Source organism: Bradyrhizobium sp. CCBAU 51765 (genome assembly GCF_015291725.1).
GTDB lineage: Bacteria > Pseudomonadota > Alphaproteobacteria > Rhizobiales > Xanthobacteraceae > Bradyrhizobium > Bradyrhizobium liaoningense.
In genome coordinates, this window is sequence record NZ_CP030038.1 from 3759399 (window position 1) to 3775915 (window position 16517).

Genomic DNA, 16517 nt, shown 5'->3' on the forward strand with positions numbered 1-16517 from the left:
CCCGCCAAGGCACGCTATCTTGAGGACAAGCACGGATTACCGCGGATTGACGAAGTGATGGGCGGTCGGTTCTGGCCGGCTGTCGAAGGCTTTTTTCGGCAACGGCATGGAATGTATTTGATGCCGCATGCTGGGGATACGCCTCCGAGACCACGCGGAGCCATCAAAATTATACCGAAGCCGGACTGGAGTTGACCCGGATCGACTGCGGATCCTCGTAGTCCCAACGTCGCTTGTCGATCCTACCGCATCCGCCGGCCCCGAATGGACCATGTGGCAGTAGTCGCCGAGCCTGTATAGACGGCCTGCGCGTTGATGTAGAGCGTGGTGGTGGCATTGAGCAGCGCTTGCGTCGGCATAATGGTGAAGCCGTTGCTATGGTCTGCCGCGGCGGGGATGCGCTCGTGCAACGCTCGCGAAGTTCCATAGGGGGCCGAAACGCTGGCGCTGGTCGCAGAAAGCGACACGTAATAATCGGTCGTACTGGTCGCGCCGCCTGTGTTGAACTGCACAGTGGCAGTAACGTCCCAATCACCGGCAGTGAACGGGACGGAACCAAGAGCGGCGGTAACACCACTCGACAGCGTGCCCGACGTTCCACTCGCAGAGATCACCTCACCGACTTCGCCGGTCGATGCAGCGGTGTTGGACGCGATACCCGGCAGGTGTCCAATCGTCGCCGTGACGATGCTTTCGGTCAACCCGAGATTGCCGCGCGCCGTCGCCGCATCTGCCAGGTCGGACAGATTGTTCGCGCTCGACAGATCACCCGCGCCCGGCTCACCCACGACATTGAAATTCCACGCCGTGCCTGTGCCGGTCCCGCTGGACTTGTCACTCGTTATCGTCAGCGTCGTTCCGCTGTATGTCGCAACGCCTTCTAGCCATCCGGTGGCGCCAGCGGTCGCCGTGGCCCGCACGCGCGCACCGTCGGTGTAAGCGAGACCTGATTGCGTGGTAAACGCCTTGGAGCCAGTGCCGATCGTGAGTGACGTCGTTGAGGTGCCGCCGTAGCCGGAGCCGGTTGGTCCTGTGCCGCCTATGTCACCTTTGCTCGCCAGCAATTGCCAGTACGTAGCGTTCGGTGGCGTGTGGTTGGTGTGGTCCGACACGCAAACGTAGCTTGAACCGCTCAGCGTGGCGACATCACCGACAGTATAGGCGGTTCCGCTATCCCATGCGCCCTTGAGTTGGAGCCCCTTGTAGATGCCTTGATAAACCCACAAACCGCCGGTCTTCAGCCAAAACTTATACGTCCCTGGCTGGATCGCGTATTGATCTTCTTCACCGAGGGACGGATCCGGCTCGGTTGCGCCGGAAGGAACGATAACAGGCACGCCATTTGTGTTCAGCGCCGCGACCAGTTTGTTCACATCCGCCGCCACCTGCGCGCCGGCAACGCGTTGCGGAAACCATTGCCAGATCGTGTACGCAACATCCGTCTGCGCGCCGCCGCCCCACGGCGGAATGGTCAACGTATCGGTGTCGGGAACGTTGGCAATGATCGTCTGGAAATTGCCGATTTGCAGAATGTCGCCGGGGCGCGCATTGACGCCGGACCAGATCGTTCCGGTGCCGGTAACGGTCGTTCCGCCGGCTGAAACCGTGACGGTCCCGGTGGAATAACTGGCGAGTGCGGTCATCGAGATTTCCTTGCTTCGATAAGGGCGTTTGCTTCAACGATCGGCAGCCATTTTCCAGCGATCTTCCGCCAGGCTTTTCCCGTCGCGGGTTGGAAGGCGATCCACCCGCGCGCTTCCTTCGGTGGTTCGCCGAGTTCCGGCGGCAGGTTGTGAAATTCCGGGGCGGTTGTGGCGGTCGAGGAATCAGTATGTGCCGTTTCTTCGACTCGCACTTGTTCGCCGCTGAGCTTCTGCCAGACTTGCCAAGTCTCGCTGCCGGCCGGCTTGAATACGAAGCCCTCAACGTCGGCTTGCTTTTGCGGTAGGTCGTTCTCCCTGGTCATTTTTCTCTGCTCCTGCGGCGTTCCGGTGTTGGCCAGCGCCAAGCACACCATTCGGCGTTGGCCTCGTACAAATCGTTGAATTCTGGATCGAGCATTTCGCCCGGTGGCAACGGCGGCGACTGCTCCCGCGGCCGACCGTTTTGCCGTTTTTGCTTCGGCGTCATAGATCCCGCCTTTTCTTCGCGCTCTGCACGATCCGCACCGTGTCCGAGTAGCGGGCGGCGCGATCGCGGGCCAATTCCTCGCGGAGCTGCGTCACGGTCTCAGCGGACGCGCCCTGGCCGATGTTGATCTGCCGATTGTCCTGCATGACCACGGACGGGCTGCCGCCACCCGCGGCCGCCGCCAGGCGCGAGACCATGCCGTTCGGAGACATCGTGCCGCCGTCGGCGAAGCCGGGCAGGAACGGCTTGGAGATGTGGTTCGGAACGACGGTAACGCCGCCCTTGTGGACATTGATCAGCTCGGGGCCGCGCTCGCCAACAACGCCCCAGCCCGGGCCGAACGTACCGCCGTTGGCGGCGGCGAACACGCCAGGGCCGGACGGACCGCCGAGCACGATCCCGCCATTTGCCACGGTGCCAGACCCACCGACACCGAACAACGAACCAATAAAGCCGGAAATTCCACCGCCTGACGACGAGCCGCCGAATGCCGACGCGAACAGATTGTCGGCCGCCATCTGCATCAGCTTGTCGCTCAGTTTGCCGAGGGCGTTGAGACCGGCGTCCTTGAACGCATCCCAGGCACTCGCGCCGTTCCGGATCTGCTGTCCGATCTCGACGAAGAACGACCTATTGACGTTCATTCCCTCGGTCATGAGCCCATCGAGCTGCTTCCACGCGTCGCCAGCGTCGTTCAACGACTGCTGGAACATGGGCAGCATGGAGCCGGCGACCTTGGCCTGATCGGCGAGTGCTCTGACGGATTTCGCGGCAAGGTTTGAGGCACTGCTAAACTGTTCGAGATTGGTCGGATCGATCAAGCCCCGGTCGACCCAGCTCTGCAGCGTGTCGGCGGCGGCCTTGCTGGCGTCCTTGAAACTGAAAACGCCGATGCTAGCCTGATCCTGCACACGCGACATTTCCGCCTGCGCGCGCGTTGCATTCAGGATCGCGTCGCGCTGCTCTTTGGAAACGCCAACGCCTTGCAGCCCCGCCGCAGCAAGTTCAAGTTCCTTTGCCTTGACCTGATCCTCGACGGTTGCCAGTTGACCGAGAAGCGCAATCCGCTGAGATACCGCGCCGTAGGAGCCTATCCGCCCGCGAGCCGGCGGCCCGGCGAAAATCCATGCGCGACGTTCCACCGCGGCCAATCGATGGGCGCCGGCTTGATCATTTGCCCGATCTGATCTTCCGAGCGCCAGTCTTGAAGTCGACATTGGATAATTCCTTCGCGGGTGATTGTCGTGTGCTGCGCATATCCGCCGATCCAGTGAATGCGATCGTCAAAGAGCGCGTGGCGCTGCATTTCGATGACTTTGCGCAGCTTGTTTTCCAGAACCGCCGGCTCGTCGTCTTCGGACAGACCTTCGAACCAAGCGTTCATAATGACTTCGCTAGGAATTACGGGACCGGCGATGACGTTAGGCAATCGTTGCAGTGTGAACGGACCGGGGAGATATTCTCCCTTGGTACCGTCGGGAACGCCGATCGGTGTCTGATCGGTCGTTTCGATGACGTATGCTTCGGGGCCTCCGCGGGCCTCGGAGAACCCGACCAAAAGCATCTCGATATGATCGGTGAACTGCCAGCGATTCACGATCGAAGGCAGAACGATCTCGATGCACTCGACAAGGTCGTCGAACGTTGCGAACGCGTTAGTCAACTCGTAGCCGAGGACTGGCGTGGCAATCGTCATGCCTCGAATCGCAATTCCGCCGGGCCAGCCTGGTACGGTATAGAATTTCGGTACGAAGCCGGCCAAAACACCGTTGCGATCGTAACTTGCCGCGTCGGTGACAACGTGGATCGCCTGATGCTTGGGGCTTATAACGATGTTGGTCGCGGTCATGTCCGGATCGCTTTCAATGCCATGTGCAACTTGAAAGTGATCTCCGCAGCGAAGTCGTAGATGGTCTCTAGAGGCGGCGGCGACGGACCATCCTTAACCTCGCGCAAGCGGTCGAATGCGAAATCGCGGACCTTGGTCAGCCCCGCTTCATCTGCGCCGCTGCGAACACCGTCCAACAGGGCGGTTTCGAAGTCGAGGACGATCTGTTTCAAGTTTCCCGGGATCATGCGACGGTCTCGTCAAAGTCAGTAGTGGCCCGATATTGGTCCGCCCGGATGTTAGTCAGGTAGCGCGTTGTAGGCGGAAAGCCCCTTTGTATTGACGAAAGCGGCACGATCTTTCTCGGTTCTGAAATCTGATTTCCGCGCGATCGACTTCTTGGCCGCGACTGTCGGAAGGGCTTGATACGCCGCGAGGCCATGTTTCTCGACCCAAGCAGCCCGCTCTTTCTCCGATTTGAAATCGGATTTGCTGGGCGCCCTGGATGGGTCCTCGATGTCCGTCGGGGGCGTCCCGCCTCCATTGAACATCGAGGGAAACTTCGCAGTGATCTCTTTGACAAGGTCGTCGATCGTGGCGCGTCCGCTCGAGTCCTTTCCGGTCAAGAACGTCCCGTCCTCAGCCAGGATCGAGATGACCCGCTGTCCGTTTTCACTGTCGAGTGCGATTCGATGTTCGAAGCGTTGAACTAGTAGGTCGTCGACATCCTGCAACACGTTTGCATTTCGTAGCGCTGCGCTAAGTGCTAGTCTTCGCTCATTCTCGCGAGCAAGCTTAAGCTCATTTTCGACCGGAGATACGTGTGTTTCAACGTAGGTTTTCAGGTCTGACAGTTCGAGATGATAGAGCCCCGACGTCGCATCCTTGACGTACAAACCGTGCAACTCCGGTTTCACATTTTCGAGGTTCGGTTCGACGATTCTTAGCGGCATGTCTTGGTCTCGGTAGAGTGATCTAGGAGTGGCTTAAGCGGTGGCGTCGCGCGGAGAATGTTGCTGGTTCGCATCGAATGTTGATTGTCAACGTCAGGCAGCAACGGGCTGGCGGCGGGCTGCGACGTCGCGCTCCCATGCGGCGAGTTCACCGAGACGCCAAAAGCGACGCTTCGCGATGTAGAGCGGGCGAGGGAAGTCGGGATCGTCTTTGAGACGGCGCTCGACCCACATGTGACTCACGCCGCCATAGCGGGCGCGGAGCTGCGAAGTGGGGATGAGAGCGTTCGGATCGTCCATGGACATGCAGACCTCATGTGTTACGCACAAGGTCTCACGACTCATCACATCCCGCTATCGAGAGGGACAAAAGTGCACTTTTGTGTTGACGTGCTTTTGTCCGCGTTAGTTCTTAATTAAGAATTAGACACATCGCGCCGAATGGTCTTTACGGTGACACCGAGCTTCACTGCGGCTCGCTTGTAGGCTTCGGCGTCTGAAAAACAGCGTTTGCGTTCGGCCTCAAAGACCGCGCGCCGTTCATTGGTCCTTTCTCGCTTGCGACGCCGCCAACGACCGCGTTCGTCTTCCTCTCGTTCCAGTCGACGCGCAATTTCTCCGAGGTGCCGGATCTCGCCGAGACGTTCACCGAGCTGGCACGCGGCCCATGCTGCGGCGGCGGCATTCTTCGCCATCAGCGCATCGCGGATTTCGTCACAGCGTTCCTGCGTCCAAGCGGCCAAATCTTCGTCTGCAAGCAGATAAATCAATCCTTCGACTTCAAATAGCAAATCGAGGATTGGGGCGGTGCTCATGCCTGCTCCCTCTGGAACGGATACACGTTGCTGGCAGGACGATTATTCACCAGATCATCAACGTATCGCGCCCACGCGGTAAAGGCCTGCGTCTTTTCGCGGAGGTATTTGTGCCGAGCGTATACTCTGGCAACGCCGCGGATCGCGCCAGACGAGTGGTTGACGCACGCTTCCGCGATCTCGATCGAGAACCCGAGCGCCTGTAGGCCGGAATAGAAGGTCCGGCGCAAGTCGTGCAGTGTCCATGGCTCCAATTGCGCGTTCGGATTGCCCTTGCGCAGCTCGGCTAGCATGGCTTCATCGAAACGTTTCTTCGCTTTCGACAGGCCGCTGACGGGCGTTTCACCGGTTGTCGTGAATAAGAGTCCTTTTCCCTTGATAGTGGGAAGCGACTTCAACAGCGCCACAGCCTGCGGGCAGAGCGGCACAAGATGTTCACGACCGTTCTTCGTTCGCTCTTTCGGGATCGTCCACAGCGGCTCATTCCAACGGCTGCCGTCGTCGAGCACGATAGGTGTTCCGTGCAGGTCCAGTTCGGACCGTGGCAGCTCTCGCAACTCGTCGCGCCGTTGTCCAAGCAGGATTAAGGATTGCACGAGCCGGCCGAAGGGGTAACCTTCACGATCGGCGACCTTCCAGGCGGCAACCAGCTCGGCGGCGGAGAGCTTGCGCTCTCGTTCGGTTTCACGGGCGAAGGCGTCAAGCGAAGCGACGGGAGAGGCTTCCCGCATGTCACGGTCGACGCACCAGTCGAAGAACGTCTTGAGGGTAGTCAAGGTCCGATTCGCCGTCACGCCGCGACCGGAATCGACCAGAGCGTCGAGCAACACGATTGCCTCGTGTTTCGTAATGGAGGTCAGAATGCGGCCGGACCATTTTTCGAGCACGCCGTTCCCGGTCTTTTCCCATTCCCCGGGGGTCTCCGGATCCGGCTTAAGGCCGAAGTAGTGGGCTGTCAGCAGGCGGGTCGATTCCCGCAGCCCTTGGCGCTTGCGGCCTTTGTAGCGCTTCAAAAACTCGATCATGGCCGCGTCGATCGTATTGTCGCGGACGGCCTCGCGCTTGGCTTCGGCCTTTTCCTGGCGCCGGACATGGGTGGGGTCGATCCCGCGCCGCACGTCCTCCGCGGCGGCCGTGGCCAGCATTCGGGCTTGGCTGGGGGTTAGAGGATGGCCGATCTGCGGCCTGGCCGGGGAGGGCGTGTGCGCGAGTGGTCCGAGTGTCAGTTTCTTGGGTGCGCGTTGGCCGGCGGCGCGCTCCACGGGGGACCGGAAGCGGAAGACCCAAGACTTCACGCCGGATGGGTGGACGACCAGAAATAGGCCGGCGGCGCCGCCGTCGGACCTCTCATAACGGACCGCGCGCGGCTTAAGCTGTTCGATCGCCAGGTTGGATAGCGCCCTAGTCTTGCCCATACCGTTACCCCAAGGTGCTGGAGGGTAACGTCCCATCCCCGTTAGTGGCTGTTACCCCGCGTTCGTAACATGCCACGACAAATCAAAATTATCTAGTTCAATAAAGTGTTTACAGCTTACTTGATCGTTCAGTCTCGTTACGCTTCGTTATGGTATCGCCTTCGTCTGGGAGACTAGGGGTCGGAGGTTCAAATCCTCTCGCTCCGACCATTTTTCTCAAATCATCTGTCGGGTGGATTGATCGTCGGCGTGGAGTTTCCTCCCGCCGGTTAGGCGTGCGCGTGATCAGCGCATGCCGGACACTTCGGTGACCGACTACGGCAAGAATTTCGAAAACAACCCCATGCACAGTAGCGAAGTCATTGACGATTAATGTTTTTCCGAATCGATTGGACGCGTCGGGCAAAACAGTGGCATGATGTCATCCTGCCAGCCGCATCACCCCGCTAACCCAGCTCCGATCCCAACGCTTGCTCGAGCAGCTTCCGGCTCGGCTCGTAGCGATTGATGAACTGATCGATCAGCAGGGGCGTTCGCCCAGTACGGCAGGCTTCGATGGTATCGGTGATGTCGGCGAGCTTCATCTGGATCGCGGGCTGATTGCCGGAGGCGCAGAGATTGCGGATGTAGTCGAGATAGATCGCGCATTCGGCGGGGCCGACATCCTGGAAGCGGCGGTAGTAATCCGCGTTCGGAGGCGGGGTCTGGATCTCGATGATCTCGCGGGCTTCCCGGCTGACCCCGAGAGCATCGAGCATCTTGCGTCCGCCGCCGCGCTCCATCATCGCGTCGTGCAGGAGGGCAGCTTCGATATGGGCGCGGGTCGCGTCCGGCTTGCGGAAGATGAGACGGAGCGCCACGCGCTCAAAATGCTGCGCCCAGGGTCGGCCGAGATGATCCTTGATGCCGGCCTGCTGCTGGTCCACGGCGGCGATGATATCAGTGTACCAGGATGCGCTTGGAACGAGCGTCATGCGTTGGTCCCTTCTTGTCTTGCGTGTTTGCGATCCGAATCCTCGGACGAGAGCTCGACGAGCCGCTGCTCGGACGGGCGAACGGCGCGACTAAGGCTGCGTTGGCTTGCGACATCTTCGACCCGGCGCTGCCAGCCCTCGACCATCGGACGCATCGCAGCTTCCCAGGTGCCGAGCGCGGCTTCGATGTCGCCGGCGTGCGCAACGGTCTCCGCGAGCGCGACGGCGTTGACGATGCTGACGCCGGCGCCTTGCCCCAGGCTCGATGGCATCGCATGTGCCGCATCGCCGACGATCGCTGCACGTCCCGTCGACCAGGTCGAGAGCGTCGTCGTTGCGTAGCGGTCGTGACGGCCGGCATTGCCGACCCGCTGCAATGTCGGTGCGAGATCCGGAAATCGCGCGGTCCAAAGCGCGCCGGCGATCGGAACGGACGTCGCCTCGAGATCGGTGATGGGCGCCATCAGGCAGAAATAGAAGGCATCCGGGCCACACGGCGTGTAGAGCACCCGCAACGGACGTCCCCGGTAATCATAGTAGTCGTGAATGCTGCTCCATTTGTCGTCACGCAGCCCGTCGCGATCGAGAAGGATCCGCGTGATGCCGTCCTGGTGCGCGACGCGCGTGATCGGAATGTCCAGCGCTTTCGCGATGGTCGATCGCACGCCGTCGGCGGCAACGACCAGATCGGCTTCGAGCCGCGTGCCGTCTGCGAGGATCAGGACGCCGCTCGGGTCAGCGGCAACAGCCCGCGATCCGCCGACGATGCTGACGCCGGCGCGCCTTGCCGCATCGATCAGTGCAACATGAAGCAGCGCCCGGGTCGTGGTGACGATGTTTCCTTCCGTGGACGCATTCGATTGCCGCGCGCCGTCGATGTAGACGCAATGCGCGGCAGGTTTGAATGCCCCACGCATGAAATCGTCGTAGGCGCCGGTCTTGCGAAGGGCGTCATGGACGAAACCGTGCACATAGAGACCGGCGCCGACGCTTCTTGGCTCGGGATCGGCCTCGTACACGGAGACGCGCCATCCCGCGCGCGCGAGCACGGCCGCCGCTGCGAGGCCGGCGTAGCCGGCCCCGGCAATCGCTGCTGTCCGCGTCATTCGGCCGGTGCCTCAACGGCGTTTGGCCGCGCTGCAACGTCGCGCGCCGCCGACGTCGCCTCGAGCGTCTTGCCTTTCGTATTGGGGCCAACCAGCGCCACCACGATGATGCTGACGATCAGCAGGCCGTCGCTCACCAGGAAGAGCGCGAGCCGTCCGTGCAGCACGGCGAAGATTCCGAACGCAAGCAGCAGGAGGATGCCACCGACGCGTCCCCAGGCCGAGGCCATTCCCATCGCCGTCGTCCGAATCTCGGTCGGATAGAGCTCGGGCGTGTAGGTGTAGATGCAGGTCGAACCGTTGCCGAGGAAGAAGGCGGTGAACCATGCACAGGCCATGATCGTGACGGGCGTATTCGCAAGGCCAAACAGCGTGCTGGAGATCCCGATCCCGGCGAAGCAGATCATCAGCCAGTATTTCCGGCCGACGAGATCGAGGAAGTAGCCCGCGCCGATATAGCCGGGGATGAAGCCCGAGAAGATCACCACGGTGAACTCGGTCGATCGCACGATGGAGAAACCATCCATGGCGAGCAACGTCGGAAGCACGGATTGGAAGGTATAGAGAACGCCGTACTCGGTGAACCAGACAAGCCAGAGCATGATGGTGACAGGCAGGATGGCGGGGGCGACAATCTCGCGCCTGCTGACCGGACGGGTGACGGGCGCCGGGATCGGAACGATCGGTGGCAGAGTGCCACCGTTCGACCGGGCCACCTGCGCTTCGATGGATGCGACGATTCGCTCGGCTTCCTCGGTGCGGCCCTGGCTCACCAGCCATCGCGGGCTCTCGGGAAGGAAGGTCCGCATCAGGCCGATCAGGAGCGCAAACGGGAAGGTGAGCGCGAGCGTCCAGCGCCAGCCGACTGTCGGGATGAGGAGGAGGGCCCAAACGGGGGACAGGGCGATGCCGATCGCGAAGAACGCCATCATCCAGCCGTTGAAGCGGCCGCGAAGCCGCGAGGGCCACAGCTCCGCCAGATAAGGCGGCACCACGCAGCTCTCCATCCCCACAAAGATCCACGTGAAGAAGTTCAGCAGGCAAAAGACCTCGATGCCGGGGGCCAGCGCGCGGGAGGCCGAGAACAGCGAGTAGAGGCCGAGGCTCCAGGTCATGACGGCCTTGCGGCCGAACCGGTCGGCGACGAAGCCGACGAGGACGGAACCGAGCAGGTAGCCGCTCAGCCCGATCGCCGAGGTGACGCCGAGCGCGAGCGGGCCGAGGTTCCATTCGGTCCGAAAAGCTGCGAAGGCAAAGCCGGTGACGGCCGTGTCCAGCGTATCGAAGAACAGTGAAAGGCCAGCAATAATAAGGACTTGAATGTGGAAACGGGATGGAGGTAGCCGGTCGATTCGGGCAACGAGCCCTTGGGCAGTGATGCTCATGGACGAGATCCTTTGCTTGCGCGAAAACGGCCCGGCAGTCGCCCTCGCATCGCACGCACCTGTGATAGGATTGGCCGTGCATGCACAGTTTATGCACGATGAATAAACCAAGGCAAGATATTTCATGATGGCCAGCAGACCACCTCCGCCGCCGGGCAAAGGGAAAGGCGTCGAGTTCGCCTACACGGCGCTCCGGCGCGAGATCGTTTCGCTCACTCTGCGACCGGGCTCGCCGCTTGATGAGGCGGCCCTCGCTGCGAGGCTCGGGCTGTCGCGAACCCCTGTGCACGAAGCGCTCGTCAGGCTCGCGTCGGAATCGCTGGTGGTGCTGCTGCCGAACCGCGGCGCCAGCGTTGCAAGTCTCAACTGGGATGACCTTCGCGAGATGTTCGAGGCACTCGATATCACCCAGCGACTCGTCACGAGGTGGGCGGCGCTACGCCGGACCGATGCCCAGCTTGCCGAGATCGATGCCGAGCGGATTGCATTCGAACAGCATGAGGCGGCGGGCCGCGCGGAGGAGATGAACGAGAGCAATTGGCGGTTTCATGCGCTGATCGCCGCCGCCTGCGGCAACAAGCTGATCGAGCGCAACTACCTCCACCTCCTCACGCTCGCGCTACGCATCGCCTATCTGGCCTACAACGTAGAGCATTTCGCGTCGAAGGCTGCGTATCAGAAGCACATGAACACGATCCTGACGGAGCACATCGCCATGGTCGCGGCGATCAGGGACAGGGATGCCGACAAGGCGGATGCCCTGGGACGTTCTCACGCCGATCTCGGCCGGCAACGCATTCAGGATGTTCTCACGAGAGGGGTGAGCAATTCGCTGGATATCGCACTCGATCATCCGATCACGATGTTGAAGCAATGATGGTGCGGCCGCCAGCCGGCAATCCTTCGGCCACTGCGCCTACTTCAAATACCCCACCACCAACCGCGTCGTCTCGTCCACCAGCACCTTCACAATCTTCTCCGATAGCATCTCGGCGCCGTTCAGCACGGTGTTGTGCGCCACCGCTTCGATCGTGCTGACGCAGATAAGGGTCGCCACATCGAGGTCCACTTTACGCATCTCCTTGCGGCGGCTCTCGAGATAGGCGCGCACGAGAGCGTGGATCTCGCGGTTGTACGCTTCGACATCCCTAAGCTGGCCGGTGCGGGGGATCTGCTCGGCGAGGACGCGGTGGAGTTTCGGGTTGATGCGGTGGGCTTCGATGGCGACGGTGACGAGTTTTCGCACCGCCTTGTCGATCGGCAGGTCGGCGACTTCGATTAGCGCGGTGCGGACCAGGCCCATGATCTCCTCGTTGTGGCGGTCGATCACGGCGGCGACGAGGGCCTCCTTGCTCGGAAAATACTGGTAGAGCGAGCCGACGCTGACGCCGGCGATTTCGGCGATGCGGTTGGTGCTGGCTTTCTCAAAACCTTCGCGGACCAGAACGCGAGCAGTCGCCTCGACCAGCGCGTCCACGGTGGCGCGGGATCGCGCCTGCGAGGCATTTTTGCGGGGTTTTGTGGGCGGTTTGCGGGCCACGGCCTTGTGATCTGAATGCGAGTAGGAAAAGCGAGTGAATGCTCGCATTATAGCGGAACATATTGGCGGGTCGGCAAGCCTCCTTGTCGCCGTCGCGAACGCGCCAGATGGGGATGTGGCCATGAGCGTTGCCAGGATCGTGTCGGCCTTGCAGTTTTGTCCTGGTGGCTGCGTGTCCGGCCCGCCGGCACGGCGCGATCCCTCACCGAGCCTGCAAAGCCGCGCCTTCAACCTCTTGCTGCGACGCCTCCCGTACAAGCAGCAGCTCGCATCAGCAGAAGCCGTGCAGGCACACGTGCAGAAGCTCGCATTGCAGCCGGCATCGTTCGAGCCGACGGGACTCGGCCGCGGCGTCGAGGTGACGCTGACCAAGATGGGCGGATGGCCGGTGTACTACACCGCGCCGGCGTCAGGTCATGAAGGCTGCAACTACGTCATGTTCCTGCATGGCGGCGGCTACATCAACGAGATCGTGCCGGCGCATTGGCGCTTCATCGGCGAGATGACGCGCAAGGCGCGCGTGTGTTGCGTCGTGCCGATCTATCCGCTGGCGCCGCGCGCGACCGCGAAGGACGTGGTGCCGGCGACGGCTGAACTGCTCAGGATGCTGCTGGAGGACGCCGGCACTGCGAAGGTCACGGTCGTAGGGAATTCGGCCGGCGCGGGGCTCGCGCTCGCTGCGTGTCAGTGGCTGCGCGATCACGGCCATCCGCAGCCGAGCCGGATGGTGCTGATCTCGCCCGCGGCCGATGCCTCGGTCAGCCGTCCGGAGCAGGTGGCGATCGCCGCACGCGATCCGATCCAGGACATTCCGGGGATCGTCGAGGCGGGGCGGCTCTATGCCGGCGAGCTCGATATCGGCCATCCCTTCGTCAGCCCGCTCAACGGCGCCTTCCGCGCGCTCGCGCCGATGACGATCTTCGCCGGCACGCGCGATCTTCTCTATCCCGACAGCGTCGATCTCGCCGAAAAGGCGAGGGCGGTGGGCGCGCCGGTCGAGCTGCATCTTTTGCGCGAGCAGCCGCACAACTTCGCGCTGATGCCGACACCTGAAGGGCGGCGGGCGCGTGCGATCATCTTGCGTGCTGTGGCTTGAAGGAAAGGTGTGACCGTTGTCACAGAGCGCGGCCGCAATGGGGCTGGCGCTGCAAGCCGCACAGGGAAAAGGCGCCCTGGGCGTTTCCTCGTATTGGTAGTCTTTGATCAGTAGTTTTGCGGGGCCGTCAGGCGTGGCCCTTGATCTCGTAGTGACCCGGCACGCATTTGTAGCGCTCGAGGCGCCAATTGGCGTGATAGATCGGATGCTCGCCCATCCATTTCGCGAGCGGTGCCTGTGCGCCGACGGCGCACTGCATCATCGAAATCTCGGGCGTCATGTTGCTGTCGGTCACGATTTCCTCGACGCAACTGCCTGAACTGGCTGCGCCAAGCCGGCAAAGTACGGCAACGACGGTCACGAACATTCCTGTCACCTCATCGGTTGTTTCTGACCACGACAAGGATGCAAGCGGAGTGCCAGAGCCTGTTGCACGCAAACGACACGCTGGCCTTGCCGACTCGACCCAGCGTCCACCTCCATCTGGCGATTCGGATTGTAAAAAATCTGCCCTTAACCCGAAGCCGGCCAAATACGGGAACCGGAGACTATGCTCGGCCGCGGCGCCGCCGCGGGTGTTGTGCTTCGGGCAACGAGCGAGCGCCTCGTCCTTCGCTTCGCGGTCTCCTCAGGATCACGTTCAGCGGCAGCGACGCTCGTCAAACTAGCGCAACGCACTCTGGTCCTCATCCTGAGGGCCCGCCAATGGCGGGCGTCTCGAAGGATGTGCCGCGGGCGCTGCTGCCTCCGTGTCTGGACGGCGTGGCGACCGACCTGAAGCGGACGATAATCCGCGCGCCGAAATAACGCCGAAGATTGCATCTCCGATCCGCTTTCTTTTGCGGATGCGGCGCTGCTACAGTTTTGCACGCGGCCCGCTGAGCGGCGCTGTGACGAAGAAACATACCGACAAGGGGAGGGACCGAAGTCCCATGAAAGAGTTTGCTGGAAAGATCGCGGTCATCACCGGCGGCGGCACGGGAATGGGGCGCGAGCTCGCGCGGCAGCTCGTCGCCGAAGGCTGCAACGTCGCCATGTGCGACGTCTCGGAGGCCGCGATGGCCGAGACCAGGCGGCTTTGCGAGACCGAGAAGCTGCCGCAGGGCCTGCGCGTCACGACGCATGTCGCCGACGTCGCGATCGAGGATCATCTGAAGCGTTTTCGCGACGAGATCGCCGAGCAGCAGAAGACGGACAAGATCCATCTGCTGTTCAACAATGCAGGCATCGGCGGCGGCGGCAGCCTGTTCACCAACACGCGCGAGCAGTGGGAGCGCACCTTCAACATCTGCTGGGGCGGCGTCTATCTCGGCGTGCGCACGTTCCTGCCGATGCTGGTTGCCGCGGACGAGGCCCACATCGTCAACACCGCGAGCGTCAACGGCTTCTGGGCCTCGATCGGCATGAACCAGGCGCACACCGCCTACAGCTCGGCCAAGTTCGCGGTGAAGGGATTCACCGAAGCGCTGATCAACGACCTCCGCCTGCACGCGCCACACGTCAAATGCTCGGTGGTGATGCCCGGTCACATCGGCACCTCGATCGTCTCCAATTCGCGCAAGGTGCAGAGCGCGGACGGTTCGGAACGGCTCAATGCCGACGAGGTGGCGCTGACCCGCAAGCGCATGGTGGCGGCCGGCGTGCCGGATGCGGACAAGATGTCGGACGAGGACATCCAGGCGGTGTTCGCCGAGCGCGCTCGCAGCTTTCTGGAGGATGCGCCGACGACGGCCGCGCAGGCGGCGAAGATCATTCTCGACGGCGTCAAGGCGGAGCGCTGGCGCATCCTCGTCGGCGAGGACGCAAAACGTCTCGACGAGCGCGTGCGCGCCACGCCGGAGCAGGCTTACGACCGTGCCTTCTACGAAAGTCTCGTGCAGGAGGTGGGCTGGCGGCTTGGTTGAGAGGGTCTCCGAGCGGGTGCGAATGTAAGCATGATGATCATCATGGCAAGAGATGTGCAGGGCAAATCGTGCGTGCCACCTCTTGCCAATGTTCGCCCGCTCCATGACCTGTCGGTATGTCACGCATGCGACATGACGATGTTCAAGCGATGGTGATCTGAAACGCCTCTCATCGGGCGCACGGCCGCTTGGTTGGCGGACTGAAATCGTTTAATTGATGGGGGTAACGCGACGATCGAGCGTAGCTCCAGATGATACCAGCATGCCTCTCCGACGACTGGACCCTTTGCCCGGAACGAGAGGACATTTCCGCTGAGTTCACGCGGCTGCTCACTGCGGCCCAGGAGGGCGGCGCCACGATCGCGGAATGCCTCATGATCGCGCGACAGTTGAAGCGGGGCGACGACCGGTCCTGGCATCGCGAGTGGAAGAAGCTGGCGCAAACCAATCGGCAGCGCGCCGAGGCTGCGTTCGCGGAGGGCCACAGGGCGAGCGCGCAGCGCAATTGGCTGCGCGCGATGAACTACTATGGTGCCGCGGCGATGCCGCTCGATCTGGCGGATGAGCGCCGCTGGGTCGCGGTGCTGGCGATGCAGGATTGCGCCCGGCGCTACCTCGCCGCGCGCAGCCCGGCCGGCGAGGTCGTGACGATACCCTGGCTCGGCGGGCATCCGCTGCAGGGCTACTTCGTTCCTGCGCCGTCAGCCGGCGGGCGGGCTCCGACGGTGATCTGCATCGGCGAGCCCGGTCACCGCAAGGAAGAGTTCCTGATCAAGCTCGTGCCGCATGCGCGCGAGCGCGGTTTCTCGATGCTGGCCATCGACCTCTTCGGCGACCAGCGCGACGATTTTCTCGACGCGCTGTTGCGGCGCCGGGATCTCGAGAGCGCGATCCCTGGCGTCATGGACTATCTGGAGACGCGCGGTGACGTCGACTTCGCGCGCATCGGCATCATCGCCGATGGCTGGGGCTCGTCCTTCGTTTCGCGCGCGGTGTTGCAGGAGCCGCGGCTTGCCGCCGCCGTCTGCGACGGCGGCCTGTGGGACCTGCACGAGCGGGCCTTCTTCGCCAGCCGATTCGCGATGAGCGACGTCAGCATCGTCCCGGTGCCGCATGCGCCGCTCATGGCCTCCAGCGCCGAGTGCCCGGTGCTGATCACGCTCGGCGAGGACGGTTGGCTCAAGGCCGATCGGGCGCGTCAGATCGTCCGGAACTCCAGGCTCGGCGGTTCGGACGTCATGCTGAAGGTGTTCACTGCGGCCGAGACCGGCGCGGCACAGGGCCATGCGGACAATCCCAGCCTTGCCAACGAGTACATCTTCGACTGGCTCGAATCGCAGCTCAGTGCCGCCGCGCGCATCTAGCGGCGGT

General features: G+C 62.4%; 18 protein-coding genes. 4 read left to right on the forward strand and 14 right to left on the reverse strand.

Going from position 1 to position 16517, the window contains the following annotated elements; genetic code table 11:
• Positions 1-242: 242 nt before the first annotated feature.
• The 12 genes from XH96_RS39160 to XH96_RS18110 all read right to left on the reverse strand — a co-directional run bounded on the left by XH96_RS39160 (position 243) and on the right by XH96_RS18110 (position 10606).
• The gene (locus tag XH96_RS39160) at positions 243-1643 is read right to left on the reverse strand and encodes a carbohydrate-binding protein (protein ID WP_246790122.1); all 1401 of its coding nucleotides are present in this window, start codon (positions 1641-1643) and stop codon (positions 243-245) included.
• Complete coding sequence (locus tag XH96_RS18060; RefSeq protein WP_194393640.1) at positions 1640-2008, reverse strand: hypothetical protein; 369 nt, start codon at positions 2006-2008, stop codon at positions 1640-1642. The genes XH96_RS39160 and XH96_RS18060 overlap by 4 nt, the downstream gene beginning before the upstream one ends.
• A 118-nt stretch (positions 2009-2126) precedes the next feature.
• Positions 2127-3272 carry a hypothetical protein gene (locus tag XH96_RS18065; RefSeq protein WP_194393641.1) on the reverse strand — a complete coding sequence of 382 codons (1146 nt, stop codon included), beginning with the start codon at positions 3270-3272 and terminating at the stop codon, positions 2127-2129.
• Positions 3221-3979 (reverse strand): hypothetical protein, encoded by a 759-nt coding sequence (locus XH96_RS18070; RefSeq protein WP_194393642.1) that lies wholly within the window; start codon positions 3977-3979, stop codon positions 3221-3223. Before XH96_RS18070 ends, XH96_RS18065 begins: the two co-directional genes overlap by 52 nt.
• A complete protein-coding gene (locus XH96_RS18075) occupies positions 3976-4206 on the reverse strand; it encodes a hypothetical protein (RefSeq protein WP_194393643.1) in 231 nt (76 codons plus the stop codon). The genes XH96_RS18070 and XH96_RS18075 overlap by 4 nt, the downstream gene beginning before the upstream one ends.
• A 51-nt stretch (positions 4207-4257) precedes the next feature.
• A complete protein-coding gene (locus XH96_RS18080) occupies positions 4258-4911 on the reverse strand; it encodes a hypothetical protein (RefSeq protein WP_194393644.1) in 654 nt (217 codons plus the stop codon).
• A gap of 93 nt (positions 4912-5004) precedes the next feature.
• Positions 5005-5217, reverse strand: a complete 213-nt coding sequence (locus XH96_RS18085) for a hypothetical protein (RefSeq protein WP_210337895.1) — start codon at positions 5215-5217, stop codon at positions 5005-5007.
• 110 nt (positions 5218-5327) lie between these two features.
• Complete coding sequence (locus tag XH96_RS18090) at positions 5328-5726, reverse strand: hypothetical protein (protein ID WP_194393645.1); 399 nt, start codon at positions 5724-5726, stop codon at positions 5328-5330.
• Entirely contained in the window at positions 5723-7141 is a 1419-nt protein-coding gene (locus XH96_RS18095; RefSeq protein ID WP_194393646.1) for a site-specific integrase, read from the reverse strand. The genes XH96_RS18090 and XH96_RS18095 overlap by 4 nt, the downstream gene beginning before the upstream one ends.
• A 446-nt stretch (positions 7142-7587) precedes the next feature.
• Positions 7588-8115: a hypothetical protein gene (locus tag XH96_RS18100; RefSeq protein WP_194393647.1), complete on the reverse strand. Its 528-nt coding sequence runs from the start codon at positions 8113-8115 to the stop codon at positions 7588-7590.
• Positions 8112-9221, reverse strand: coding sequence for an NAD(P)/FAD-dependent oxidoreductase (locus XH96_RS18105; protein ID WP_194393648.1), 1110 nt, complete (start codon positions 9219-9221; stop codon positions 8112-8114). Before XH96_RS18105 ends, XH96_RS18100 begins: the two co-directional genes overlap by 4 nt.
• Positions 9218-10606, reverse strand: a complete 1389-nt coding sequence (locus XH96_RS18110) for an MFS transporter (protein WP_194393649.1) — start codon at positions 10604-10606, stop codon at positions 9218-9220. The genes XH96_RS18105 and XH96_RS18110 overlap by 4 nt, the downstream gene beginning before the upstream one ends.
• Before the next feature lie 124 nt (positions 10607-10730).
• On the opposite strand from XH96_RS18110, the gene XH96_RS18115 reads away from it, so the two are divergent.
• Positions 10731-11483, forward strand: a complete 753-nt coding sequence (locus tag XH96_RS18115) for a GntR family transcriptional regulator (RefSeq protein ID WP_194393650.1) — start codon at positions 10731-10733, stop codon at positions 11481-11483.
• Between the two features lie 39 nt (positions 11484-11522).
• On the opposite strand, the gene XH96_RS18120 is transcribed toward XH96_RS18115, so the two are convergent.
• The gene (locus XH96_RS18120) at positions 11523-12146 is read right to left on the reverse strand and encodes a TetR/AcrR family transcriptional regulator (protein WP_194393651.1); all 624 of its coding nucleotides are present in this window, start codon (positions 12144-12146) and stop codon (positions 11523-11525) included.
• Positions 12147-12267: 121 nt separating this feature from the next.
• Between XH96_RS18120 and XH96_RS18125 the strand changes: the two genes are divergently transcribed.
• A complete protein-coding gene (locus XH96_RS18125; protein ID WP_194393652.1) occupies positions 12268-13242 on the forward strand; it encodes an alpha/beta fold hydrolase in 975 nt (324 codons plus the stop codon).
• 127 nt (positions 13243-13369) lie between these two features.
• Here XH96_RS18125 and XH96_RS18130 read toward each other — a convergent pair whose 3' ends face one another.
• A complete protein-coding gene (locus XH96_RS18130) occupies positions 13370-13609 on the reverse strand; it encodes a hypothetical protein (protein WP_028178804.1) in 240 nt (79 codons plus the stop codon).
• A gap of 565 nt (positions 13610-14174) precedes the next feature.
• On the opposite strand from XH96_RS18130, the gene XH96_RS18135 reads away from it, so the two are divergent.
• Together XH96_RS18135 and XH96_RS18140 are read left to right on the forward strand one after the other, a co-directional pair.
• Positions 14175-15146 carry an SDR family oxidoreductase gene (locus XH96_RS18135; RefSeq protein ID WP_194393653.1) on the forward strand — a complete coding sequence of 324 codons (972 nt, stop codon included), beginning with the start codon at positions 14175-14177 and terminating at the stop codon, positions 15144-15146.
• A gap of 251 nt (positions 15147-15397) precedes the next feature.
• Positions 15398-16510: a S9 family peptidase gene (locus XH96_RS18140; protein ID WP_194393654.1), complete on the forward strand. Its 1113-nt coding sequence runs from the start codon at positions 15398-15400 to the stop codon at positions 16508-16510.
• The last annotated feature ends 7 nt before the right edge of the window (positions 16511-16517 follow it).

Bases quoted from the DNA above. Each gene is read 5' to 3' on its own strand.
- XH96_RS39160 (WP_246790122.1), bottom strand. From the start codon at position 1,643: ATGACCGCACTCGCCAGTTATTCCACCGGGACCGTCACGGTTTCAGCC.
- XH96_RS18070 (WP_194393642.1), bottom strand. From the start codon at position 3,979: ATGACCGCGACCAACATCGTTATAAGCCCCAAGCATCAGGCGATCCAC.
- XH96_RS18075 (WP_194393643.1), bottom strand. From the start codon at position 4,206: ATGATCCCGGGAAACTTGAAACAGATCGTCCTCGACTTCGAAACCGCC.
- XH96_RS18080 (WP_194393644.1), bottom strand. From the start codon at position 4,911: ATGCCGCTAAGAATCGTCGAACCGAACCTCGAAAATGTGAAACCGGAG.
- XH96_RS18085 (WP_210337895.1), bottom strand. From the start codon at position 5,217: ATGTCCATGGACGATCCGAACGCTCTCATCCCCACTTCGCAGCTCCGC.
- XH96_RS18090 (WP_194393645.1), bottom strand. From the start codon at position 5,726: ATGAGCACCGCCCCAATCCTCGATTTGCTATTTGAAGTCGAAGGATTG.
- XH96_RS18095 (WP_194393646.1), bottom strand. From the start codon at position 7,141: ATGGGCAAGACTAGGGCGCTATCCAACCTGGCGATCGAACAGCTTAAG.
- XH96_RS18100 (WP_194393647.1), bottom strand. From the start codon at position 8,115: ATGACGCTCGTTCCAAGCGCATCCTGGTACACTGATATCATCGCCGCC.
- XH96_RS18105 (WP_194393648.1), bottom strand. From the start codon at position 9,221: ATGACGCGGACAGCAGCGATTGCCGGGGCCGGCTACGCCGGCCTCGCA.
- XH96_RS18110 (WP_194393649.1), bottom strand. From the start codon at position 10,606: ATGAGCATCACTGCCCAAGGGCTCGTTGCCCGAATCGACCGGCTACCT.
- XH96_RS18115 (WP_194393650.1), top strand. From the start codon at position 10,731: ATGATGGCCAGCAGACCACCTCCGCCGCCGGGCAAAGGGAAAGGCGTC.
- XH96_RS18125 (WP_194393652.1), top strand. From the start codon at position 12,268: ATGAGCGTTGCCAGGATCGTGTCGGCCTTGCAGTTTTGTCCTGGTGGC.
- XH96_RS18130 (WP_028178804.1), bottom strand. From the start codon at position 13,609: ATGTTCGTGACCGTCGTTGCCGTACTTTGCCGGCTTGGCGCAGCCAGT.
- XH96_RS18135 (WP_194393653.1), top strand. From the start codon at position 14,175: ATGAAAGAGTTTGCTGGAAAGATCGCGGTCATCACCGGCGGCGGCACG.
- XH96_RS18140 (WP_194393654.1), top strand. From the start codon at position 15,398: ATGATACCAGCATGCCTCTCCGACGACTGGACCCTTTGCCCGGAACGA.